Origin of the sequence: Bradyrhizobium sp. CSA112 (assembly GCF_029051645.1) — a bacterium.
In the GTDB taxonomy this organism is placed as follows: Bacteria; Pseudomonadota; Alphaproteobacteria; order Rhizobiales; family Xanthobacteraceae; genus Bradyrhizobium.
The window spans coordinates 61002-83656 of sequence record NZ_JAACFS010000007.1 but is presented as its reverse complement, the minus strand read 5'-3'; the positions used below and the strand labels follow the sequence as shown (position 1 = coordinate 83656).

Genomic DNA, 22655 nt, shown 5'->3' with positions numbered 1-22655 from the left:
CGGGGTTACGCGATGGCCGTTGATAGCGCTGCCGTCGAAGCCGCTCCGGCCAAGGTCCCGCCGCTGCGCGTGGTGCGCCATCGTGACGAGCTCGAATTCCTGCCGGCCGCGCTGGAGATCATCGAAACCCCGGCGTCGCCGGCGGGCCGCGCCATCGCTTTCACCATCATCGCGTTCTTCGTCGCTGCCCTGTTGTGGGCGTGTCTGGGCAAGATCGACATCATCGCCACCGCGCAAGGCAAGATCGTGCCGACCGGCCGCACCAAAACGATCCAGCCGCTCGAAGCCGGCACCGTGACCGCGATCCGCGTTCGCGACGGCGACAAGGTGCGCGAAGGCGACGTGCTGCTGGAGATCGATCGCACCATCTCGACTGCCGAGCGCAACCGCGTCGGCCATGAGCTTTTGCGCGCCCGCCTTGATGTGGCGCGTCTCGCCGCTTTGCGTGCCGGGCTTGCCACCAACACGGCTGGTGATTTTGCCCCGCCGCCGCAGGCGCCGACCTATGAGGTGCTGCGCACGCGTGCGGCGATGCTGGCGCAGGCCGAGCAGCAGGCCGCGAAAATCCTCTCGCTCGATCAGCAGATCGCGCAGAAGGCGGCCGAGGCCGATGAGATCGCTGCGCTGATCGACAAGGTTGAAGCCAGCCTTCCGTTCGTCGCGGAGACCGCGGAGGTTCGCCAGAAGCTCCTCAAGATGGAGTTCGGCAACCGCCTCGCATTCCTCGACTCGCAGCTCAAGCTCAGCGAGCAGCGTCATGATCTGATCGTGCAGCGTCGCCGCCTGGTGGAGACCGCTGCGGCCAAGGCGGCTCTGGAAGCGAGCCGCGAGCAGACGCGCGCTGAGTATGCACGCGGCGTCATGACCGATCTCGCCGAGGCCGAGCAGAAGGTGGCGCAACTCGGCGAGGATATCGTCAAGGCCGAGCGCAAGATGAGCGACCAGATGTTGCGCGCGCCGGTTGACGGCACAGTGCAGCAGTTGGCGATCCACACCGTCGGCGGCGTGGTGACGCCGGCGCAGCAACTGATGGCGATCGTGCCGGCCGATAGCAAGCTCGAAGCGGAAGCCATGGTGCCGAACCGCGACATCGGTTTCGTGGTGCCGGGGCAACCCGCGGAGATCAAGATCGATACGTTCAATTTCACCAAATACGGCATGCTGCACGGCGAGGTAATCAACGTCTCGCAGGACGCCATCACCCGTGAAAAACCCGCCGATCGGACGGGCGGCGCGACGCAACGCGCGGCGCTTTCCGACACCAGCGAGCCTCAGGGACAGGAACTGGTCTACTCCGCGCGCGTCTCGCTCGACCGCACGCAAATGCAAATCGAGGACAAGACCGTCAGTCTCGCGCCCGGCATGGCGGTGACGGTGGAGATCAAGACGGGCCAGCGCCGCGTCATCGAATATCTGCTGTCGCCGCTGCTGCGCTATCGGCATGAAGCGGCAAGGGAGAGGTGAGCGGGATGAATGGAGTACACTCTCAAGGTGCAAAGATAATGCACCAAATCGTTGCGTGTTAGCATGACGTCAGTCGTCTATGTAGTGGGAGACGGCGAGATAGTGCTGGTTGCGGGAAGGACGAATGATCAGAACTGAAGCTGCGCCGGGTTCTTGCGGATAGTGCTGAGCGAAAGCTTCTTGGTGAGGACGAGATCATATGCTCACCTGGGATGAGGCACTCCGTGTAGTGACTATCTTGGTTGGTTTAGGTGGTTCTGCCGGTGCTCAGAGAAGCGATGCTGTTGGTGAAGCATGGTCATCAACAGCATCAAATATCATTCTCTTCGTAGCGATGGCTGTCGCCTTGGCGGCAATAGGAAAGTTAGAAGATGTCTACTTTAATTGGTTGAAGCGAACAATGCCCCGCTGGCTGTTTCTCGCCATGTCACTGGGCGGTCTTGGATTGTCCTTACTCGTCGTGGGAATCGTTGCGTGGTCAGCCTTCTCTACAATTAGATCTCGTTAATTCGGCAAAGTTGCGCATGGTGGATATCAAATGTCGAACTTTCCTGAACTTGCATTGCAGTATGGTCGTCAGCTCACGGCGGGAATTCCGCTAACGCAATGGGGCGGGACTGTCGGTGGGGGCGTTTACGCAACAGCGTTCGGCCCCAACAATAGCTTTGGTGTGTATGGCACCGTTAGCCCGAAGTCGATCGATGGTGAGACAACAAGCCTTGGCGTTAATTTGGGTGCGATCGCAGAATTCTTCGGGGGTGATCAAGAGGTCTGGGCTTGGATTCGTTCAGACAACGACGCTGACATACGGAGACAGCAGCGATGTATCTGGAGTAAGCTTCTCGCTTGGTCAAGGTCGATACATTCAACTTCACGAAATACGGTTTGCTGCACGGCAAGGTCGTCAGCGTTTCGCAGGACGCCGTCATGCGCGACAAGCCGGCGGGGCATCAGGCCGAAGCTCAGCGCCAGGCCGGCCAGACCGCGCGCAGCAGCGAACCGCCGGGGCTGGAATTGATCTATGCCGCGCGCGTTGCGCTCGATCAGACGAGGATGCAGGTGGAAGATCGTATGGTCGATCTGGCGCCCGGCATGGCGGTAACGGTCGAGATCAAGACCGGGCAACGCAGGATCATCGAGTATCTGCTGTCGCCGCTGCGGCGGTATACAGGCAGGAAAGTCTGCGGGAGAGGTGACGCTATGGCCAAAGCACCTGAGTCAACGCATAGCGTACCGAAAGTCTTGCACCTCATGAATGCATCCCGATGACCTACCCGGAGTTCCTCCTTGAGCGTCTCAACGTTCGCCGCGCAATCCACGGCTATCCGTCTTCGACGTTCCGAACAAGCGGTGAAAAAGAGAATGCTGGACGAATCCGCGTGCACGGCTGGCGGGTCAAGGTGTGCATATGAAAAATGGGAAACTGGCTACGTCCGGCGATCTGTCTGAGCGGGAGAAGGCCTGCTTGAGGTGGACAGCGCTTGGCAAGTCCTCTTGGGAGATCGGTCGGATTCTCTCGATCAGCGAGAACACCGTCGTCTTTCACATCAAGAATGCAATGCGTAAGCTCGATACTGCCAACCGCACTCTCGCCGCGGTTAAAGCAATCGAACTTGGTCTGATCGAGCCGGTAGGCGAAGGGTCCGCGCCGCCGCGAGAGCCACAGCCCAGTGTTGGCAGATGACGAGATCAGACTTTTTCGGAAATGGCAACTCTCAGGACTGGTAGGTGACCAAGTGGTTTAAGGATGATGATGATGGGACCGTTCGTTCGTCGGCGACGTTTGCCGCCATTTGCCACCCTCCGCGCCGTCGGAGTTCTCCAGATGCTTGGTTGCGGCGCTACTAGGTGCAGCTTGCCTTTGGCGACTAATGGAGAGACTCAATGAGTAGGTACCTCTATTTGGGAAGATGAATGGCTTCAGGGGTCCGTAGGCGAAAGGTGGTCTAATGTCTGAACGTACAAGGTGGACTGAGAACGATGTGCAATATCTCACAAAGGCCCTTCAGTCAGAACGGCCGGATCAGTGGGAAGCTTATCTACAGGGTGAAATTCGCGACAAGGCAATCCAGCCCGATGTCCACCAGTGGATCCTCATGACAATTCACAAGCTGTATCCAGAGACCCCGCCAGGGGAATTCATCGGCCTCGTTCGCCTGCTCCGTGACATCAGTCGGCGGCAGCTTGGTCTACCTGATTAGTGAAGAGAACCGATGAGCAGCCATCTCTATTTGGATCACAATTCACTAGCTTATGCTTATCAGGGCGGCGGCACCGCCTTGCTTGATAGGATCGCGGTGTATGCGGCGCAGCAGGGATACGAGTTGCGGATAAGCGATGTGGTGAGGGGCGAAATTGAAGCCGGGCCTTTAAGAAAGGAGCTTGGTGGGTGGCTCCAAAGCAAGGGCTTGTCGTCAGGACTTCCCACACAGACCCTGCTTCAGGTGATTACTGGTGAAATTCCGTCAAAAAGTGCAGGCGACGTATCAATCGTAGAACTTGCGAAATCCGATATTGCAGCCGGAAATCGGGTTACCGTCTGGGCGGACGACGAGTTCTTCACTAGGTCGCAGAACCTTCGCGGTCTGCCGAATGGCTTCAACAGCACCGGGGTGCAAGGCACTTCGACTCTGATTAATCAAATGGCAGCCGATGGCGCCATGACGCCTGGAGAATATGTAACTACGGTTGAATCGTTCAGGAGCAAGGTACAGCCATTCATACAAGATCCCCGAGAGGACGCGGTTCGAGAATCCGGGAGCCCCGAGGTATCTAGGACCGACCGGGATTCCGCTGTGCGGTCGCGCTGCGGAGTAAGTCGTGATCAGACGCGCTTCCGCGAACGATCGCAAAGCGCTCCCCCCCCAGGCTACGAATCTCGGCGTCATGGGTTCGAATCTCTTCGGGCGCGCCATTCCACGACATTGCACGATGCGACCCCCCGTGGGATCGCCATGTTGGTCGCTAACCGATTGAACGTCCCGCGCTGACACCGGCTTTGGCGCGGGATTTTTGCCACAACATCAGGCCGGCTTTTCTCGAGCCACGCCAAGCATCCGGCTCGTCAACGATACACTCGAACGTTTCCCAGGTTGGGATTCTGGCTGAAGCCGCTGCGCCGCATACTCAACCAGGTCGTGCAAGCGTTCGTATCCGCGTCGGCGCTCGAGGGACTCCGCAATCGCCGTACTGGACCACCCTCGCTGGGCCAAATCGACAATGTTCGGCGCGTCGGCCCCGCTGAACCAAGGTGTGGCATCGAACTCAAGACAGACGACATTATCAGCGGTGTGGCAAGTAGCGTGGGATCATTGGGTTTCTCGGTTCGCCGGCGCGGACCGCGCTGAGACGAGCTTTCAACCGAACATTCTCGTCCTCAACCCTGGTCCTTCAGAATCCCATTTCGTTGCCGCGTGCCCATCAGCCGTTGACCAGATCCCCCAGCAAGTTCGCCGTCACCGTCAGCTTGGCGAGTGTCAGGCCGCTGGCCGAGATTTCCTCGACCGAGCGGCGGGTGCGCGTCGCTTCAGGATGAGCCGCGAGCCAGTTCTCCGCGGCCTGCAGACCGGATTGGCCGGTATCTGCGGCTAGTCTTCTTTCCGCAGCCGCGATCTGGTCAACGGCGCGATCGATGGCGAGGCGTTCGAAATTATCGTTTGCCGGCACGCTGCGTGCCGCGGCGATGATGCGATCAAGGCGGAAATTGGCTTCGGCGGCGAAAAAGGTCGCGGCGGCGTCGCCGATGGTCCGGTTGGTCCGCTCCGCAACGGTTACGATATCCGGTGCCGAGACCAGGATGTCGAGATCGGCGAGTTCGCCGGCAAGCTCGGCCGGGACGTCGCTATCGACAAGGTCCTGCCGGCGTTTGCAGCGTCCGGTTTGCAGGTCCTCCGGCAGGGTCTCGTCGAGTCCAGCAATGATCTCGCGGATGTTCGGGCTGAAGCGCGAGATCACCGCGTCCAGCCCGGCGTTGAAGTCGACATTCCGCACAAACCAGACCACGCGGGAAAGCAGCAGAGCCTGAACGGCGGCATAGAGGCCGAGTTGCACCTGACCGTCGATGCCGTTGTCGAGCGCATCTATCGCGTTGTTCAGACGCTCAAGACCGTAGGATTCGTCGACCGCCACAAAAGACCTGACGATGGTGGGTACGTCGGCATCGGTCTGGTCGATCAGCCGCCCGATGAAGGTCGGGCCGCCGCGATTGATCATGGCGTTGGCAAGATTGGTGGAGATGACCTCCCGCCGCAGCCGGTGGTGTTGCATGGACTCGGGGAACTTGTCCCGAACCTGGTGCGGAAAATACTTTGACAATTCGTGGGCGAGATAAGGATCATCTGGCACGCTCGTGACCAGCAGATCATCGTAAAGCGTGAGCTTGGCGTAAGCGAGCAGCACCGCGAGCTCGGGCCGCGTGAAAGGCTGGCCGCGCCTGGTGCGTTCGGCGATCACGACATCGTCCGGCAAGAACTCCACGGCGCGGTCGAGGAGGCTGCGCCGCTCGAGCGATTGCATCAGGCGGGCGAGGAAGCCATTGTCGGTCGTGCCCCTGCGTTCGGCCAGCGACAACGCCAGCGTCTGCAAATAATTGTTGCGAAGCACCAGCGCGCCGACTTCGTTGGTCATTGCGGCAAGCAGGCTGTCCCGGTCGGGTGGACTGAGCCGTCCCTCGCGCTTGGGGCGCGCCAGCGCGATCTTGATATTGACCTCGACGTCGGAGGTGTTGACCCCGGCCGAATTGTCGATCGCGTCGGTGTTGAGCCTGACGCCTTTCTGCGCCGCTTCGATGCGGCCGCGCTGGGTCACGCCGAGATTGGCGCCTTCGCCGATCACCCGGGCGCGGACATCAGCGCCTGTGACACGGATCGAATCGTTGGCGCGGTCGCCAACGTGATCGTCGCTTTCCGTCGATGCGCGGATATAGGTGCCGATGCCGCCAAACCACAGGAGGTCGACGCGCGCCTTGAGGATCGCCGTCATCACCTCGAACGGCGTGGCTTGCGGCCTGTCGAGATCAAGCAAGACCCGCACTTCCGGTGCGAGTGGAATTGCCTTGAGCGAGCGCGAGAACACGCCGCCGCCTTGCGAGATCAGCGACTTGTCGTAATCCTGCCAGCTCGACCGCGGCAGGCTGAACATACGCAGGCGTTCGGCGTAGCTGATCGCCGGGTCGGGCGAAGGATCGATGAAAATGTCGCGGTGATCAAAAGCCGCGACAAGCTTCGTTGCCGGCGAGAGCAGCATGCCATTCCCGAAGACATCGCCCGACATGTCGCCCACGCCGGCGACGGTGAATGGCATGGTCTGAATGTCGGTGCCGAGCTCGCGGAAGTGGCGCTTCACCGCCTCCCAGGCCCCGCGCGCCGTGATCCCCATCTTCTTGTGGTCATAGCCCTGGCTGCCGCCGGAGGCGAAGGCATCGCCGAGCCAATGGCCCTTCTCGGCCGAGATCGCGTTGGCGATATCGGAGAAGCTGGCAGTGCCCTTGTCGGCGGCGACGACGAGGTAGGGATCGTCGCCGTCGTGTCGCACGGTGCTGTCAGGCGGCACGATGGTGTCGCCGTCGAGATTGTCGGTAAGCTCGAGCAGCGAGCGAACGAAGATGCGATAGGCTTCGGTGCCTTCGGCCATGAAGGCGTCGCGATTGGAGGGTGGCGGCAGGCGTTTGGGCACGAAGCCGCCTTTGGCGCCGACCGGCACGATCACGGCGTTCTTGACCTGCTGGGCCTTGACCAGGCCGAGGATCTCGGTGCGGAAATCCTGCGGCCGGTCCGACCAGCGCAACCCGCCGCGCGCGACCTTGCCGAAGCGCAGATGAATGCCTTCGAGGCGCGGCGAATAGACGAAAATCTCGTAGAGCGGTCGAGGATCCGGCAGATCCTCAATCCTGCGTGCGTCGAACTTGAAGGAAATCACCGGACGCGGTTGTCCATCCTGACCGACCTGCCACAAATTGGTGCGGATGGTGGCCTGCAACAGATTGGTGAAACGGCGCAGGATGCGGTCTTCGTCGAGCGAGGCGACGGATTTGAGCTGCTCCTCGATCTCGGCAAGGAGGGCCGTCTCGCGTGCCGAGCGCTCGGCATCGGTGGAGGTGAGGCGCGGGTCGAAGCGAGCTTGGAATAGAGCGACGATGCTGTTGGTGACCGCGGCGTTCTTGCGGAGGGTCGCCCACATGTAGTCCTGGCTGAACGGCGCGCGGATCTGGTGCAGGTAGCGGGAGAGGGCGCGGATGGCCGAAACTTGGCGCCAGCTCAGGCCCGTGCGCAGGATCAGCGCGTTGTATCCGTCGGATTCGGCGCGATCGCCCACCACCGCCATAATAGAGGCTTCCAGGCGACCGGCGAATTCCGCAGTGATAACGATCGGCTTGCCGTCATTAGCCTCGATCGTCATGTCGTGCAGCCAAACCGGCGCGGGTGCCGGTGTGGCGCTGGGCGTGATCTGATAGGTGCGCTCGTTGACGACGCGCAAGCCGTGATTTTCGATCACCGGCACCCGATAGGACAGCGACAGGGGCGTGCTACGCGAGAAGACCTTGAGGCCGAAGCGCGTCGGATCGTCATCGCCTACGCTGCGGTAAACCGAAAGCGCCACGGGACGAGCCGCGGTGAGCTTTTCGATGGTGCCGATATCGGCGATGGCCTGCGAGGTGTCGAAGACCTCCGTATAGCCGCCGGTAAAGGCCCGGGCATAACGGTTAGCGAGCATGCGAGCCCGCATGCCGTCGGTGGTGGTCGCAAGCGCTGCTTTCAGCTTGTCGCCCCAGGTTGCGGCGATGGCGCTGATCCCGGCTTCAAGCATGGCGCGCTCGACGACAGGCGTTTTACCTTCAAAGCGCGCGATAATGTAGTGGACGCGGGCAAGCGACCCTTCGGGGAAGGACAGGTAGGAGGCTGCCGCGGTCCCCTTGTATTCCTGCGCCAGGAAGGCACCGACACGCGTGCGCACGTCGGTGTCATATTTCTCGCGCGGAATGAACACAAGGATGGAGACGAAGCGATCGAACTTGTCGACCCGTGCCAGCGGGGGCGCTCGGAGAGCATCAGGATTTCCATGACGAAATTATAGAGCGTTTCGCCGTCGACCTGGACGAGCTCGTCGCGCGGATATTCTTCGAGGATATGCATGAGGGCTTTGCCGGAATGGCTGTTTGGGTCGAAGCCGGCGCGCTGGAGTATCTGCGCCACCTTGTGGCGGACGTAAGGGATTTTCCGCACCGAGCGAGTATAGGCACCCGAAGTGAACAGGCCGACCAGGCGCAATTCGCCGTCGAGCCGCCCATCGGCCGCATAGAGTTTGATGCCGACATAATCCATGTGGACGCGGCGATGAACGCGGCTGGTGACGTTCGCCTTGATAACAATCAGGAGGGTAGGCTCGCGCATGAATTCGCGAATTTCCGATGTCATCACCACCATTTCGGTGCCGCGGCGCAGGACCTTCACGTCGGGATCGCGCAGGATGCCGAGGCCGTCGCCGGTGCTGATTTCATCCGACGCATCGCTGTCGGGCGAGAAGCGATATTCGCGCAGGCCCAGAAAAGTGAAATTGTCGGCGCACAGCCATTGCAGGAACTGGTTGGCTTCGGCGACCTCGTTGATCGGCAGCGGCGGTGGATTAGAAGAGAAGGTGTTGATCGCCTGCTCGACGCGGGCGCGCATGGCTTGCCAGTCGGTGACGCAGGCGCGCACGTCGTTCAGCGTCTCGGTGAGGCCATCGATCAGCTTCTGGTGGTCGGCATCGGCGTCGAGACGCGCGATGTGGAGATGAATCAGGCTTTCGCGCTCGCCCTTTACACCCTCGGGGAGCGTCTCGCCGTAGAAACGCAGCAGCTTGCCTTGCTCGTTGCGCTCCACGGCGATGATCGGGTGGACGACCAGCGTGACCTCGATGCCCTGCTCGGCGAGTTCCGCCATGGTGGAATCGAACAGGAAGGGCATGTTGTCGTTGAGAACTTCGAGCACGGAAATCTCGCGCCCGTCCGGCATCATCGGATTGATGACGCGGATGTCGGCACGGCCCGCCGTTCGTTGCTTCACATGCTCCCAGGCCTGTTCCGCCAGGAAGGCCAGGGAGGCGGCATCGTAGTTGGCGAGGTCCTCGAGATTTGCATGGCCGAACAGATGCTCGGCAAAGGATCGAGGTGTCTTGCCTGGCTGCACGCTACCCGCGGCTTCCTGAATCAGAGTCGCCCGGGCCTTGTCGTCACGCCACGACGCCATAACGTCCTCCATTTCTCTCGCCGTCTGACCGCAGTCGCGATCGTCCGCTTGATTTTGGAGTGCATCTCTTTGAGCGCGTCGTTTTGGCCGGGATCGATGCGAAATCCTCGGTCTCGGAGCGTCCGCGGCTCTTGATGATCATGCCATCTAATCTCGCGAAATACATCCCCAGTTTGCGGTTTCAGCTGATCTCGGGAAGAGTCGCCTTACTGGCACGTATGCCATCGGAGAGCTCCATCTGAGAGCTTCATGTGAGAGCGTTTCGCAATGCAAACATTGGCGGTATCCCACGGAATTTCAATGAATATGAGTTCGTAGTTTTGTTCTGAATGGCGCGCCGTTCGGCGGCATCGAACCAGGCCAGGTGTCTGGCCACCAATTGCGAGAGCTTTTTCCGGGACGCGCGACCGGCCACGACGCTTTCCGCCTCGGATGGTAACCACCTGTTCCGAGGCGTGCGGCTTTAATCTTTTGCCGTGAAATCCTGCACGCGAAGACGGCTTCGGTGCTCCGCATGTGTTTCCTCGCCCGAGGGATTCAGGCCGCGAAAGTATGCTTTCTGCCACCGCTGCTGCGTTGCTTCCGATCCCGGGTGTCGGTCACTGTTACGCATTCTATCCAAAGTCCGATATCTATTCATGCCCTGCCGGCAAGGTGCTGACCTCGACCGGGGCCATAGCGAATGACGGGGCGATACCCCTCTATCGTGCCAGCAAGCGTGACTGCGACGCCTGCTCACTCAAGCCGAGGTGCTGATCGAAGATGCCAGCCGGCAAGGTGCCGCGTTTCATTTACGAGAACGCCAGAGATGTGGCGCGCGGCATCTCCAGGACCGAGACCTGAATTCTGAACACATTCTGATAGTTGGCGATCCTGCCGTTGGACCGGTGGCACAACATCAGCTTTTTGTGGTTTCGAATTCGAGGGCGTTCATCGATGGTTCAAGGGCACCGATATATTGGCAGTTGGTAAAGGTCTCAAAAGCCCCGTCTTAGTTTCTAAGTAGGCCATGCAGGCAAGGAGATGGCGCATGTTGCTCGATAGTAAGAAAGCGGACGAAATGCAGGCTGCAGTTGATGCGGTTTTCGCCCGGCTTCCCAAGATTTTCAAAACTAAAGAAACGAGGAATGAGATCGCCAAGAACGTGGTACGCAGCGAGGGCGAGTACCACGAGGCTGCCCGAAGATGTGTATTGGGAATGTTCGCGAGCGTCGACCGGGCAATTGAGAACAGAGAGAAACTGGCTAACTTAAAATAGTCGGCGGAGGAGTCCTATTCCGATTTTCCCCACCGCACTTGGCGGTAGCTGAACATTGAGCGCGACAATGTGCTAGACCTCAGGGTCATGCCTGATCGCGTCTCGTCGAAAATACAAAGCGCAGGTCTCTTACTATTCCGAAGGGTCGGGGGTGTCCAAGTCCTATTGGGACACCCGGGTGGCCCGTTTTGGAGTCGTAAGGATCAGGGTGCCTGGACCATTCCGAAAGGCCTGATTGGGTCTAGCGAATCCCCGCTTTCGGCCGCACAGCGTGAGTTCGCCGAAGAGACCGGCTATCGTCCGGGCGGCGAAGCCATTCCGCTTGGCAGTGTCAAGCAAGCGGGGGGCAAGGTCGTCCACGTGTGGGCAATTGAAGAGGACTGGGACCCAGCCGATCTTCAGAGCAACACGTTCGAGATGGAATGGCCTCCGCGGTCTGGGCGACGGCTATCATTTCCTGAGATCGATCGCGCGTGCTGGTTTGGCATTGCCGAGGCGCGACTTAAGATGCTGAAAGGCCAAGCAGCGTTCCTGGACCGTCTGTTGGAAACACTGGGCCGGGCTGAAGTCAGCAAATAAGCCTCGGGGCCCGGGCCGATGAACTCGATTTCGAACGTTGGTCGACGGCGGGCTTCGTCTGTCTTATCAACTGGTAGAGGCGCTGTTCGGTCACAGCGCCGTAGCCTTGCTCACCGACGTCCAGTCCGTAGTGGCGGCGACGTAGCCGTGAATGGAAGCCGGCGCAGTTCGGGCCGCGGCTTGGACTTTTGGCAAAGCGCATAATCCGCTTGCCACTGCTTGCTTAGCCGCCAAACTTCACTTCTTTGGAGAAATTTTGGAAAGTTGAACTCCCCGGAGGCGAAGATGAGAACAACTGGATCGCAGAATGCTGCCAGGCATCTGAAGTCTGGGGCTCCGACCTTGCTCGTCGCCGTTCTTCTGTTCGGTTTTGCGTTCATCGCACTGGAAGTGACCGAAGGAGAGCCTATCGCGTTCGACCGTTGGTTGATGGTCGCCTTTCGCCATGCGTCCGACTTGTCGCGGCCAATCGGGCCGCCATGGTTGCTTGACGGTGTGCGAGACATCACCGCGCTGGGCAGTACTGCGGTACTTGCACTGCTGGTTACGGTTGTGACCACATTCCTTTTTGCCATAGGCAAACGTCGCGCCGGTTTGTTCGTCCTGACGACGGTTCTGAGCGGCGCCATTCTCAACACTCTTCTCAAGCTTGCCTTTGCGCGAGCGCGTCCCGATCTCGTCGCTCAACTCACTCAGGTTTCTACGCTGAGCTTTCCGAGCGGGCACGCAGCGATTTCGGCTGTCTGCTATCTGACGCTCGGCTTGATGCTTGCTCAAACGCAAGCTTCCCGTTCTGTTCGCATCCATCTTATAATGACCGCCGCGACCCTTACCCTGCTGGTCGGAGTCAGCCGCATATATCTCGGAGTTCATTATCCGACCGATGTGTTGGCGGGCTGGTGCTTCGGCACTTCGTGGGCACTAATTTGCCAGATGCTCATGTCGTATTTTCAGCGCACCGGAAGGATCGAGCAGCCGAGCGACTAGTTCGCGTTTGCCGCTCAGGCGTCGACTTTGCGCGCCTGTACCGATGAAGTGATCGAATGAGGGCGTCGGACTTCCGCTATTGGCGGATAGCGTTGAAAAGTCCTTTTGGGGTGGCGACCAAATTTTTCAGGACCGCTGATGCGTTTCGCACGCGGCGATATGAGGGGGTCAAATCGTTTCACACAAAAACGACCACGGAGCTTCGTATGGGCGCTACGCAGTATTGCAGTGGTGGAGCCGGCTAAAAATCAGCTTCGAGATTCTCCGCATCGTTCAATTTTCGACTTTCGCAACACCACGGACGGCGAGAGCACGGCGCTCGCCTTATGGGAACGACTTCTAAATTGTGCGTAGTCCCACTGGGCCTCCTGTTCGCCTAGATTGGAGCCCATAATTGGATTTTCTGCGAATCATCTGGCTCGCGATGAAGTCATCTAAGCCCCGGGAATGGACCGAACTAGAGGTTAAGGCCCTGATCTTTATGAGCGGGCAGCGGCATAGTGCGGAAGAAATATCGAAATCTCTTGGGCGCTACGTTGGTTCGGTGAAAACAAAAGCGCGTGAGCTTGGTTTAGTGGCTTTCAAGAAGCGATCAAAAGCCACCGGTGGAGCGCGAACTGATGACCATTGAGATGGAAGACTCACGCTCCCGCGTTGAAATGGCTATCATCCAGTCAGATCACCGAGCGCACGCAACCTGCGCTGCCTCCGAAGGCAATCGACAGAATGACGTCGCCCAGGCCATCTTGGTGGGCGGCGGCGCCACGGTCGCCGCGGCGGTCAAACTGCCGAGATCGCTCACTACCGGCGCATCATCGCTTGCTGCTTAGCCAACGGCTTGTCATCGTCGAACTTCACCCGGCCGCTTCGCGATCTTGGAACGGCCGGCAGTTGATGAGCGCTCCCCAAACGACCATCCGGGAGGCGCCGGTACTTCTCGGCAGTCCAATCCCGGATGTCTCGCCATTCCTGAAGATCGATTCGTTTTGACGAACAACGGGCTCCCTCCGCTGATCACGGAGTCGTCAATACGGTACGCGTAACGATGCTCGTATGGACCTATGCGGCGCGGGTGTTGCTTTTTCCCGATCGGGCGACCTTCGCCTTTTTAGTGGATTTCGTCGCAACGAAGCTCGTGTCTGCGAACGCTGCGGCGGCAGCGTTACTGCATGAGCTTTCAACTGATGTCGTAAGAATTTCGCGTTGAGCATTGAGCCAATGGATGTGCGCCTGGCCCTCGGGTTGACCATCGGCGATCCAGAGATGGTAGGCGCGTTCGCGAATGGCCTCTTCCAGATTTGGCATGGGATTCTCCTTCATGATGCGCCCAGCCCCGGCAGGCAAAGTCTTGCTCCCGTAAGGTTAACGAAATCTTACCCGCTGGTGTCGATTGGATTCGCCTGGTCGGATTCCTGCGCTTGCTGGCCTAAGCGTTGATCAGTGACGAGATTGCCTCTCGGATCCAGCGTTGCCCGCTGTGTCCGTGACTGCGCTCGTGCCACACCATCCCGACTGCGAAGCCTTCCACCGGGAACGGACAGTCCATCACCTTGAGCTTGTCGGAACGGTCGCGTACCAGCCGTTCCGGCACCAGAGCCACGAAGTCCGAGCCGGACACGATCTCGGGGACGAACAAGAATGAAGCCGCGGATAGTACCGCATTCCGCTTGTATCCGAGAGCAGCCAAAGCGCTATCCACCGGTGTCACGAAGCCGCCGCCACCAAGGGACACGACGACGTGCTCCAGCTTGGCAAATTCTTCGACTGTGATCCCTTTCCGTAGCCGCGGATGCTTGCGGCGGCCGATAAGCACATAGCGCTCGTCGAACAGGTGCCTGGTACGAAGACTGGGCGCCGCATCCTGTGGTGTCATGAGCACCAGGTCGACTTCACCGCGTGCCATCTGCGCCTCGAGCTGCGGCAGGTCCAGATTGCGCAGCGCCACACGCACCCCAGGCGCCCGCGTTCTGAGTTTCACGACGAGCGGTTTGATTACTGCTGCCTGTAAATAGTCTGTGCAGGCGATGGCGACGGTTAGCCTGGCTTTGGCCGGATCGAAGTTCCTATGCGTGGCGACGGCAGCGCGAACTTGGTCCAGCGCCTGGCGCAACGGGTCGAGCAGTTCTGTTGCCTTGGCGGTCGGCGTCATTCCTCGCTGTGCAGGAATTAGCAACAAGTCATCGAATTCATGCCGGAGACGGTTCAGCTGCGCGCTTACCGCTGGTTGGCTCAGATGCAGGCGGGCCGCCGCCTTCGTGACGTTCTGCTCCACCAGCAACGTCTCGAGAGTGACCAACAGATTGAGATCGAGGCGCTTGCTATCCATCGGATGGATAGTAGCCGAACATTTCTGCGATTTCAAATATAGCTCGGATCAGTCGAGACTTCGTGGCCTAGGGCGGACCTTCGCCGCGCTCACCTGCAGGCCACGGTGCGGGATCGGGCGGAAGCGGTTACGAACGGGAGAAACAGCATGATCCAAGCCGATACCTCCAAACCTTTGATCACCGTAGTCGGTGCCTCGAGTAAGCAAGGTCGAAGTGTCGCCGAGGCCTTGCTCGACAGCGGGCGCTACCGGGTGCGTGCCCTGACTCGGCGCCGCGACAGCGAGCCCGCGCAAATCCTGGCGCAGAAGGGCGCCGAAGTCGTGGTCGCGCCGCTTGAACCCGGCAAGCAGGCTGAACTGACCGCGGCTATGCGCGGCTCGGCTGGGGCGTTTTTGATGACGCCACCCATCGTCAAAGTACCGCCCGCTGAACTTGAGTTTACTCTCGGCAAGGAATTGGCCGATGCGGCGGTGGCCGCCGGCGTCGGACATGTGGTTTTCAGCGGGCTCGAAAACGTCGAAGCGCGCACCGGCGGTACCAAGTGGGCGCCGCACTTCACCGACAAAGCGAAGGTGGCAGACTATATTCGCAGCCTACCCATTCGCAGCTCGTTCGTGTACCTGGCGTTCTTCTACACAAACTTCCTGGAATACTATGTGCCGCAGCGCGGGAAGGACGGCATAACGTTTGCCATCTACCTGCCGCCGCACATCCCCATGCCGTTCTGTGATCCGCTCACTGCGGCCGGGCCGGCGGTGCGCGAGATTTTCGATCACCCGATGCAATACGCCGGCCAAACCCTCCCGGTTATCGGCGAGTTTCTGTCGGCGCTGGACATGGTGGACACGTTTGTACGCGTCACCGGGCAGCGGGCGCGCCATGCCTCCGCTTATTCGCGCGAAGATTTGTTGCGCCACTTTCCGGGTTTTGCCGCCGACGAGCATCTCGTGCGCGAGTTGGTGGGCATGGTCGAATACGCCGTCGAGTATGGCTACTTCGCCCCCGAGCGCGACCTGACGTGGAGCCGGAAAATCGATTCGCATGCGTTGACCTGGGAGCAATTCCTGAAACGCAGTCATTGGCAAGGCGACTTGCTGTCTTATGGCGCCGCTCCTGAGCCCGATCACGCCCAACTTGCACCGACGTGAGAATGGCTGCCGCCGGCTGACTGAGGTGCAGGCGGCGGCCGCCTTACCAGCAACGCCTGCAGCCAGAGCAGGTGCAGGCTTTGCGATGCGGCGGTCGGCCGGGAGCCCGTGATCGCGTCGCCTAACGACGTGCGGCCGCCGAACACCATTGACAAAGTCCCGGCCTGCCGCGGTCGGCCTAACACCCCCATTGATCCGCTCGAACAACGCGATCCCGAGTTGCTCCTCCAGATGTCTGACTCTGCGGCTGAGACTGCTTGAGGGCGAGCAAGTCCGCCGCCTTGCGAAAGCTGCCACAGCATTCCGCTACTTCAGCGTAGCGTAGATGCTTAAGCTCGATCGACACGGAAAATCTTCAGCAGCGCATTCGCGCCGCCACGATCCTTGATCGCAATGACCAGTTCGGGGCCGCCGCTCATCCGAGGGTCAGCGGCGTTTCGGATTCGATACGGGTCAGCTTCTCCGGGTTTCGGACGTAGTAAAGGCCGGTGATGCGCGCGTCCTCGACCCGGACAGCGAGGATGCCGTCGAGCTTCCCATCAAGGCGCATGATCAGTGCCGGGTTGCCGTTGACTACCGTGGGTTCGCCAGTGAGCGCACCTTCGATCTTTGGGAGACCGTGGAGGAGCACCCGGATGATCCTCTTTGCCCCGATGATCGGCCGCAGCGCAGCCTGCTTTACGCCGCCGCCGTCGCTCACAAAGACCACGTCCGGCGCGAGCACGTTGATGAGGTCCTGCGGATTCCCGGATTCGAGTGCGCGGCGAAACACCTCCAGTGCCCGCCGCGCCTCTCCCGGGGAGACTACTTGGCGAGAGCGTCGCGCGTTGACATGCTGGCGGGCGCGATGCGCTATTTGACGGACGGCCGTGGGGCTCTTGTCGACGATAGCGGCGATCTCGTCATAGCTGACATCAAAGGCCTCACGAAGAACGAAGACAGCGCGCTCGATCGGTGACAGCGTCTCGAGAACGATCATGAGCGCCATCGATACACTCTCGGCGAGTTCAAGGTCCTCGGTCATGTCTGGCGCAGTGATCAACGGCTCGGGTAGCCACGGGCCGACATATTCCTCCTTGCGGCGCTTCAGTGTGCGGAGCCGGTTCAGTGCCTGCCGTGTCGTAATTCGGAAAAGATAGGCGCGCTGGTCGCGTACCTGTGCCAAGTCAACCTTGACCCACCTCAGCCAGGTTTCTTGAAGGACGTCTTCAGCGTCGGATGCCGATCCGAGCATTTCGTATGCGACGGTGAATAGAAGACCGCGGTAGGCTACGAAAGCCTTCGTCGCAGCATCAATCGCGTGGCTGTTCAATTCTCGTTCCTTCTTCTTCGGCCGATGCCCTTCGTTGCTGAAGGTCTTACCGCAGCTTCATCAGCACCGGCGCTACGACGGCGAAATTGAGTTTGGCAGTAATGATCGGTCTTCCTTCAGTTAGTTCCCATCATGACGATCCAGGATATCCCCCACGCGTCTCAGATCTCGAAAGCTCAGGCGGAGGATGCACCGGCCTTCGGATCGAACTTGCCGTGAGCCTCCAGCGAGAGGTCCCGCCAGTCGGCCCAGGTCTTGAGCCGGTCGGCGTAAACCTGTTGCAGCATGGGGTAGAAGCCCTGGCCAAAGAGTACCCGCAGGGGCGGGTTGTCGGAATCGACAATCTTGAGGAGTGCCTGGGCCGCGGCGGCCGGATCGCCAGGGGGCTGCTTGCCGGCGAGCCCGGCGAGACGCCGGCGGAGTCCATCGTAGACCGGGTTAGCCTTGGCCATGTGGCCATTGGCTAGTGGATTTGGGTTCTTGCCGGACCTGGTGGCGAATCCGGTGGGCTCGACCACGGTTACCTTAATACCAAAGTCGGCGACTTCCTGGGCAAGTGAGTCATTCAGCGCTTCGAGAGGCCACTTCGAGGCGTGGTATGCGCCGCCGAGCGGCATTGCGATGAGCCCGGCAATGGAGGACATCTGGATGATGTGTCCTGCGCCCTGCTCGCGCAGGTAAGGCAGCGCGGCCTGAATGACCCACACGGCGCCGAACACGTTGGTCTCAAATTGGTCACGCAGTTGTTGCTCGGTCAGTTCCTCGATCGCGCCGATCTGCGCGTAACCGGCATTGTTTACGATGACGTCGAGACGGCCGAAGTGCTTCTTGGCCCGCTTCACGCTTTCGAAGACTGCAACCCTATCGGTCACGTCCAGCTCGAGCGGAAGCACCGCGTCGCCGTAGGCGGTGACCAGCCCATCAAGACTCAGGATGTTTCTGGCGCTCGCGGCCACCCTGTCGCCGCGAGACAGGGCCGCCTCGACGAAGCTGCGGCCCAAACCACGCGAAGAACCGGTGACGAACCAGATCTTGCTCATGATGTCTTCCTTTTCGTTCGTTGATTGCTATCGAACATTCGATTTGCAGCTTTGAGTAGCAGGACCGGCGCGCGCAGGGCTTCGCGAATACGCGTGACGCGGCCCACACCATCCCTCAACGCGGCGGGGACATTGGCCGGCTCGCACGCACGCTTAGGCAAGCCCGGCCTTATCCAGACCGATTTCCCTATCGTACTTGCCAGGCTGGGTGCGGAAGGCCACGTTGGCGCGGTTCGCCGCGTTGATGCCTATCACGCGGAAGGTCAGCGTCGAGAGTTCCTTTTCGCTGAACTGCTCGCGCAACTCGGCGTAGAGGTCATCGGAGACGCCAGTCGGCGCGATCTTGGTCAGCGCCTCGGTCCAGGCCAGCGCGGCACGTTCCTTGGGCGAAAACAGCGGCGACTCGCGCCAGATCGCGACGTGATACAGGCGCAACTCGCGCTCGCCGGCCAGCTTGGCCTGCTTGACGTGCATATCCAGGCAGGCGACGCAGCCGTTCATCTGGGAGGCACGGATGTCCACCAGTTGGCCCAGCCCCGGCTCGATGTGACTGCTGGCAACGATGGCCATACCAAGATCTTTGAGCTTGTTGAAAAGGTCGGGCGACTGCTCCATGAAATTCAGGCGGGATTGGGCGGTGGCGTGGCTCACAATCGTTCTCCTCGTGAGGGTGATCACGTCCTTAAGACACCCCGGCCTGGCGTCTTGTGACATCGGCGCTGACGAAATTTAGTCCGCTCGTGTTCGAATCTCAGAAAATCGAAGGCCCGGCAGGTATTCGCGCGGCAGTCGCTGTGCCGCCGAAGATGGGTGGCATGCCTAGCCCGATCTCGGGCTTGGCGAACATCGCCCTCTCGCTGGCGATGGCGAGCGGCGCAGCTTCCGTGATCTCGCAGCGAGGCACGCAGCCTCCCGGACCCGCCGCGACGCCGCGGAAGAACTCAGCTATGTCTGCGCCCGCCGAGAAAGCGCGATCACCCACGCCTGTCAGGATCACCGTGCGCGCCGTCGGCGTCGTCTCAAGCTCGTCGAGGCGAGCGAGCAGCGGTCGAGCAGCGCGTAGCTCAAGGCGTTCAGCTTGTTAGGGCGGTTCCGAGTGAGGGTGACGATTGGGATTCCGCTTGGTCGTAGTAGCTTTGGCGAGTCGCGGATGCTTCCGGTGGCCTTCGCGGGCCGAAGGTGGAAATTTCATAGTGCTCCAGCGGAAACGTAGTTATCAGTTTCATCTACGCTGGGGCGCCATTTCGGCATAAATTGAGCTCGCCAAAACCCGCAGCGGCCCCGATCACATACCCAAAGCATTGTGGCGCTCGAACGAAGTGATCTCGAATTGGAGGCCCAATTCGCGAGCGCGGCGCCACGAATCCTCCAGCTCCGCGTGCGTCGGTCGGCGAGCGATTTCCGCATATTTGTCCCGGTACTTGGCACTCGCGGGATCACAGAAATTGTCGGGGTGGAACTGCTCCATCACGTTCACGGGCGATGCGGGCACGCGCGAGGCAATCCATTCCAGCACCGGATACGTGCAACACTCGACGTGATTGGGCATCACCAGGTGGCGGATGGAAAAATCCTCTCCCCACTCGTCGAGCAGCGCAATGTTGCGCGTCACCGTCTCCCAGTACCAAGGTGTCTTCGCCAGTGTCATCGCGCAACGGCCGGGACCGAATTTGAAATCAGGGAGCCAAACGTCGGTCAGGATGCGCAGGATCTTCATGCTCTCGATCGTCATGAAGAAGTTGCTGTTCCATAGCATCGGCGCATTGAACCTACCGTCATAGACGGCGGCGCCGGGTACCTCGTCGAACCAGAAGAAGCGGTCAGCCTTCGTTTTGCGCGCGCGAGCCAGCTCCGCTCGTGTCGGCGCGTAATCGCGGCCCAACAGCGCAATGGCATGGACGATGGCGTGCAGGTGAATGACGACTTCGCCGCCGACCCAATTTATGTTGTGGCAACCTTCGCGGCGCAGCGTCCACGCCATCGCCGCAAGAGTACGCGGATCCGTCTCCTCACCGTTGTCTTTGTCGGTGCTGATGTCGCCGTTCTGGCAGAAAGCGCAGCGCATGTTGCACGATGTGAAGAAGATCGTGCCCGAGCCTTGCGTGCCGCGATAGAACAGCTCCTCGCCGGTATGATGGAAATGGGAGCTGACCCGTGAGCCGGCGGCGAGCTTGCAGGCGCCAAATTTGGTGCCTGCCGCGCGATCGATGCGGCAATCCCATGGACAGAAATTGCAGTGGGTGAGCATGCGGTAGGCGAGTTCGCGGCACAGCTCCAGCAGACTTGGGCCATCCGCCGCCGGTGGCAACGGCGCGCCCGCCCTGATCGCCTGCCAGCGTGCGATAAAAATCGGCGTCAGGTCGTCGAGCTCGGCCCAGAGGGCATCTTCGCTAGTTGCTGCAGGATCGAACTGCAGAGCAACCGTGGCGGCGATACGGAACTTGGCCGGGCATCGGTTTTCCGCGACGTCAAGGTACCACGACAGCGCGGCATGAATCGCTGGATCGTCCCACACTCTCAGCTGGGCCAAGTCGCTCATGCGCGGGTTCCGGTCACGCCAGCCTACATCCCTACCTTGGAATTATGGATCGTCTTATTCGGGGACAAGCGGGTCACACGGTCGTGTCCAGCGATGACGATCTCGCTGCTGCGGGCGTAGAAGGCCCGATTCCGGGCCTAACGATCGCGCCCATCGGGGCTCGGCCTTATTCGTCCTTCCATTTGATCGAGCAGCCAATAGACGCCTTTTGCTCCGCCGGCGCCACACCGGTGGTCGCAATCGCACGCATGGCCTCGACTAGCTCTCGGGGCGCCCCCGCGCGAGGCGGAGTTGTGCGGCCTTCGTCGAGCCGGCCGCGATACTTGAGCTTGCGGTCGGCATCGTAACCGAAGAAGTCCGGCGTACAGACCGCCCCATACGCCCGTGCGACTGTCTGGGTTTCGTCGTGGAGATATGGAAACGGGAAATCATGAGCCTTCGCGAAGCGCTTCATATTCTCAAATGAGTCTTCGGGATAGCTCGCCGCATCGTTCGAGCAAATCGCCGCAAAGCCTACGCTCTCCGACATCAGCACGCGGGCGTCCGAAACCATGCGGTCGATCACTGCTTTAACATAGGGACAATGGTTGCAGATAAAGACGACGACCGTGCCTTTTTCGCCCGCAACGTCGTCCAGTGCGTAAGTCTTGCCGTCGGTGGCCGGAAGCCGGAACTCCGCCGCCGGCGCATCAAGAACGACTTGAGTAGCTGTTGTCGCCATATCGCACCTCCTTGTCCCCGAATATATGTGCTGATGACGGCCAGACGGGGCACAGTTCCAAGGCCTGCTCGCCAGTCGCGCTTTTTAGGCCATACGTAGCCGTCATTTGGACGAGCGCGTGATTTCGTCGGTGTGCGCCAGCAGGCGATATAACACCTTCCTAGGGCCAGCTCGCCCCTGCGTCCGCGAACGCTGCGCCAACGCCCGGCCGGCTAGTCCGCACAGCGAGCGAAGGCTGGTGGGCCCGGCAGGACTCGAACCTGCAACCAGACCGTTATGAGCGGCGGGATAACGATCGGCTTCGTTGATGTTGCTGTCTTTTTGTCTCAATCCGGTCGCGTTCGTTGCGCTTCGGTTGCGTCGTTTCTGGTGCGAAACTGGTGCGGTCACGCCTGCTCGTGCAGACGAGTCGGGATTGACATCTATAGGTCTCTAGGCTGCCCGCCCAGAATCAGGATCTCGATCTAGCGCGTCTTTTTGCGACGTCAGGTGCGAGTCGAAAACCGATTGATCGCATTCATCGCCTGCATGCGAGGCTCAACATCTCTCAGGTAAATAGTGGTTCTCAAGAACTCGGTTTCGGTTGCTGCGTTTGCCTCATCGACATCGATGTACCAAGACCTCGGTCGGCCGTCGGCGCCATCGCTCCAACGATAGCCCCGCTGCTTCAAGGCGTGTTTAAGTTCGAACGGAGACTGTTCGGCCCAGATGCGCATAGTTTTTCGTCTTGCGCGTTCCAGGAGGGCGGCGAGGCCGGATCGATCTGTGTTCGATAGATCGCAAGCCAGGATTTCAACAAGGGCGCGGCAATCGTCGATCGCTCGATGTGCCTGGTGAAACAGGCCGACGCCGGCCAGCAAATACCCCAGCCGCGATCCATTGCCATCCCTTGCCATCCCCGGTGAACGTTCGGCGCACGCCGGCGACCTGAAGCTCTTTCATCAATGCCGCTCTAAAGCTGAGCCGCCAGTTCTTGCTGCAACGCCTCCAAGCAGCTTGCTTCTGCATGTCTGCAGCTAGCGGTAACAAATCACCGTCGCGGCAATGAACGTCCA

Annotated in this window: 20 protein-coding genes and 3 pseudogenes; 11 read left to right on the top strand and 12 right to left on the bottom strand. The window is 60.3% G+C overall.

Annotated features, from left to right (window positions below; genetic code table 11):
- The first annotated feature begins 12 nt into the window (after positions 1-12).
- The 5 genes and pseudogenes from GWE18_RS15980 to GWE18_RS15960 all read left to right on the top strand — a co-directional run bounded on the left by GWE18_RS15980 (position 13) and on the right by GWE18_RS15960 (position 4454).
- Entirely contained in the window at positions 13-1464 is a 1452-nt protein-coding gene (locus GWE18_RS15980; RefSeq protein WP_275186656.1) for an HlyD family type I secretion periplasmic adaptor subunit, read from the top strand.
- Between the two features lie 199 nt (positions 1465-1663).
- Positions 1664-1972, top strand: a complete 309-nt coding sequence (locus tag GWE18_RS15975) for a hypothetical protein (RefSeq protein ID WP_275186655.1) — start codon at positions 1664-1666, stop codon at positions 1970-1972.
- Positions 1973-2310: 338 nt separating this feature from the next.
- Positions 2311-2733, top strand: coding sequence for a hypothetical protein (locus GWE18_RS15970; RefSeq protein ID WP_275186654.1), 423 nt, complete (start codon positions 2311-2313; stop codon positions 2731-2733).
- Between the two features lie 169 nt (positions 2734-2902).
- Positions 2903-3148, top strand: a pseudogene (locus GWE18_RS15965) (helix-turn-helix domain-containing protein); the annotation flags it as partial.
- Between the two features lie 529 nt (positions 3149-3677).
- Positions 3678-4454, top strand: a complete 777-nt coding sequence (locus GWE18_RS15960) for a hypothetical protein (RefSeq protein WP_275186653.1) — start codon at positions 3678-3680, stop codon at positions 4452-4454.
- 430 nt (positions 4455-4884) lie between these two features.
- On the opposite strand, the pseudogene GWE18_RS15955 reads toward GWE18_RS15960, so the two are convergent.
- Both GWE18_RS15955 and GWE18_RS15950 read right to left on the bottom strand, forming a co-directional pair.
- A pseudogene (locus GWE18_RS15955) lies at positions 4885-9701 on the bottom strand (NAD-glutamate dehydrogenase).
- Positions 9702-10152: 451 nt separating this feature from the next.
- The gene (locus tag GWE18_RS15950; protein ID WP_275186652.1) at positions 10153-10302 is read right to left on the bottom strand and encodes a DUF6065 family protein; all 150 of its coding nucleotides are present in this window, start codon (positions 10300-10302) and stop codon (positions 10153-10155) included.
- Between the two features lie 417 nt (positions 10303-10719).
- Here GWE18_RS15950 and GWE18_RS15945 point away from each other — a divergent pair, with 417 nt between their 5' ends.
- From GWE18_RS15945 to GWE18_RS15925, 5 genes are all read left to right on the top strand, one after another.
- On the top strand, positions 10720-10947 hold the full coding sequence (locus GWE18_RS15945; RefSeq protein ID WP_275186651.1) for a hypothetical protein: 228 nt from the start codon (positions 10720-10722) through the stop codon (positions 10945-10947).
- 87 nt (positions 10948-11034) lie between these two features.
- The gene (locus GWE18_RS15940; RefSeq protein ID WP_275186650.1) at positions 11035-11526 is read left to right on the top strand and encodes an NUDIX domain-containing protein; all 492 of its coding nucleotides are present in this window, start codon (positions 11035-11037) and stop codon (positions 11524-11526) included.
- Positions 11527-11811: 285 nt separating this feature from the next.
- Positions 11812-12513 carry a phosphatase PAP2 family protein gene (locus tag GWE18_RS15935; protein ID WP_275186649.1) on the top strand — a complete coding sequence of 234 codons (702 nt, stop codon included), beginning with the start codon at positions 11812-11814 and terminating at the stop codon, positions 12511-12513.
- A 394-nt stretch (positions 12514-12907) separates the two neighbouring features.
- On the top strand, positions 12908-13144 hold the full coding sequence (locus tag GWE18_RS15930) for a hypothetical protein (RefSeq protein ID WP_275186648.1): 237 nt from the start codon (positions 12908-12910) through the stop codon (positions 13142-13144).
- A complete protein-coding gene (locus tag GWE18_RS15925; RefSeq protein WP_275186647.1) occupies positions 13134-13343 on the top strand; it encodes a hypothetical protein in 210 nt (69 codons plus the stop codon). The genes GWE18_RS15930 and GWE18_RS15925 overlap by 11 nt, the downstream gene beginning before the upstream one ends.
- 229 nt (positions 13344-13572) lie before the next feature.
- On the opposite strand, the gene GWE18_RS15920 is transcribed toward GWE18_RS15925, so the two are convergent.
- Together GWE18_RS15920 and GWE18_RS15915 are read right to left on the bottom strand one after the other, a co-directional pair.
- Positions 13573-13818 carry a DUF2934 domain-containing protein gene (locus GWE18_RS15920; RefSeq protein WP_275186646.1) on the bottom strand — a complete coding sequence of 82 codons (246 nt, stop codon included), beginning with the start codon at positions 13816-13818 and terminating at the stop codon, positions 13573-13575.
- Positions 13819-13939: 121 nt separating this feature from the next.
- Positions 13940-14875, bottom strand: a complete 936-nt coding sequence (locus GWE18_RS15915; protein ID WP_342804268.1) for a LysR family transcriptional regulator — start codon at positions 14873-14875, stop codon at positions 13940-13942.
- A 111-nt stretch (positions 14876-14986) separates the two neighbouring features.
- Here GWE18_RS15915 and GWE18_RS15910 point away from each other — a divergent pair, with 111 nt between their 5' ends.
- Positions 14987-15988: an NmrA/HSCARG family protein gene (locus GWE18_RS15910; protein ID WP_275186645.1), complete on the top strand. Its 1002-nt coding sequence runs from the start codon at positions 14987-14989 to the stop codon at positions 15986-15988.
- 150 nt (positions 15989-16138) lie between these two features.
- Here GWE18_RS15910 and GWE18_RS15905 read toward each other — a convergent pair.
- The 8 genes and pseudogenes from GWE18_RS15905 to GWE18_RS15870 all read right to left on the bottom strand — a co-directional run.
- Positions 16139-16328, bottom strand: a pseudogene (locus tag GWE18_RS15905) (LysR family transcriptional regulator); the annotation flags it as partial.
- A 75-nt stretch (positions 16329-16403) separates the two neighbouring features.
- Entirely contained in the window at positions 16404-17300 is an 897-nt protein-coding gene (locus GWE18_RS15900; protein ID WP_275186644.1) for an RNA polymerase sigma-70 factor, read from the bottom strand.
- 176 nt (positions 17301-17476) lie between these two features.
- Complete coding sequence (locus tag GWE18_RS15895) at positions 17477-18340, bottom strand: SDR family NAD(P)-dependent oxidoreductase (RefSeq protein WP_275186643.1); 864 nt, start codon at positions 18338-18340, stop codon at positions 17477-17479.
- Positions 18341-18493: 153 nt separating this feature from the next.
- A complete protein-coding gene (locus GWE18_RS15890) occupies positions 18494-18955 on the bottom strand; it encodes a carboxymuconolactone decarboxylase family protein (RefSeq protein WP_275186795.1) in 462 nt (153 codons plus the stop codon).
- 136 nt (positions 18956-19091) lie between these two features.
- Positions 19092-19385, bottom strand: coding sequence for an enoyl-CoA hydratase-related protein (locus GWE18_RS15885; protein ID WP_342804271.1), 294 nt, complete (start codon positions 19383-19385; stop codon positions 19092-19094).
- A 240-nt stretch (positions 19386-19625) separates the two neighbouring features.
- Positions 19626-20879, bottom strand: coding sequence for a radical SAM protein (locus GWE18_RS15880; RefSeq protein ID WP_275186642.1), 1254 nt, complete (start codon positions 20877-20879; stop codon positions 19626-19628).
- Positions 20880-21045: 166 nt separating this feature from the next.
- Positions 21046-21600: a thioredoxin family protein gene (locus tag GWE18_RS15875; RefSeq protein WP_275186641.1), complete on the bottom strand. Its 555-nt coding sequence runs from the start codon at positions 21598-21600 to the stop codon at positions 21046-21048.
- Between the two features lie 485 nt (positions 21601-22085).
- Complete coding sequence (locus GWE18_RS15870; protein ID WP_342804267.1) at positions 22086-22496, bottom strand: hypothetical protein; 411 nt, start codon at positions 22494-22496, stop codon at positions 22086-22088.
- Between the last annotated feature and the right edge of the window lie 159 nt (positions 22497-22655).

What these genes read in the sequence shown, in the direction of transcription:
- GWE18_RS15895 (WP_275186643.1), bottom strand. Translation starts at nt 18,340, where the DNA reads ATGAGCAAGATCTGGTTCGTCACCGGTTCTTCGCGTGGTTTGGGCCGC.
- GWE18_RS15975 (WP_275186655.1), top strand. Translation starts at nt 1,664, where the DNA reads ATGCTCACCTGGGATGAGGCACTCCGTGTAGTGACTATCTTGGTTGGT.
- GWE18_RS15945 (WP_275186651.1), top strand. Translation starts at nt 10,720, where the DNA reads ATGTTGCTCGATAGTAAGAAAGCGGACGAAATGCAGGCTGCAGTTGAT.
- GWE18_RS15920 (WP_275186646.1), bottom strand. Translation starts at nt 13,818, where the DNA reads ATGCCAAATCTGGAAGAGGCCATTCGCGAACGCGCCTACCATCTCTGG.
- GWE18_RS15980 (WP_275186656.1), top strand. Translation starts at nt 13, where the DNA reads ATGGCCGTTGATAGCGCTGCCGTCGAAGCCGCTCCGGCCAAGGTCCCG.
- GWE18_RS15935 (WP_275186649.1), top strand. Translation starts at nt 11,812, where the DNA reads ATGAGAACAACTGGATCGCAGAATGCTGCCAGGCATCTGAAGTCTGGG.
- GWE18_RS15910 (WP_275186645.1), top strand. Translation starts at nt 14,987, where the DNA reads ATGATCCAAGCCGATACCTCCAAACCTTTGATCACCGTAGTCGGTGCC.
- GWE18_RS15940 (WP_275186650.1), top strand. Translation starts at nt 11,035, where the DNA reads ATGCCTGATCGCGTCTCGTCGAAAATACAAAGCGCAGGTCTCTTACTA.
- GWE18_RS15950 (WP_275186652.1), bottom strand. Translation starts at nt 10,302, where the DNA reads ATGCGTAACAGTGACCGACACCCGGGATCGGAAGCAACGCAGCAGCGG.
- GWE18_RS15880 (WP_275186642.1), bottom strand. Translation starts at nt 20,879, where the DNA reads ATGAGCGACTTGGCCCAGCTGAGAGTGTGGGACGATCCAGCGATTCAT.
- GWE18_RS15890 (WP_275186795.1), bottom strand. Translation starts at nt 18,955, where the DNA reads ATGGAGCAGTCGCCCGACCTTTTCAACAAGCTCAAAGATCTTGGTATG.
- GWE18_RS15960 (WP_275186653.1), top strand. Translation starts at nt 3,678, where the DNA reads ATGAGCAGCCATCTCTATTTGGATCACAATTCACTAGCTTATGCTTAT.
- GWE18_RS15870 (WP_342804267.1), bottom strand. Translation starts at nt 22,496, where the DNA reads ATGGCAAGGGATGGCAATGGATCGCGGCTGGGGTATTTGCTGGCCGGC.
- GWE18_RS15875 (WP_275186641.1), bottom strand. Translation starts at nt 21,600, where the DNA reads ATGGCGACAACAGCTACTCAAGTCGTTCTTGATGCGCCGGCGGCGGAG.
- GWE18_RS15925 (WP_275186647.1), top strand. Translation starts at nt 13,134, where the DNA reads ATGACCATTGAGATGGAAGACTCACGCTCCCGCGTTGAAATGGCTATC.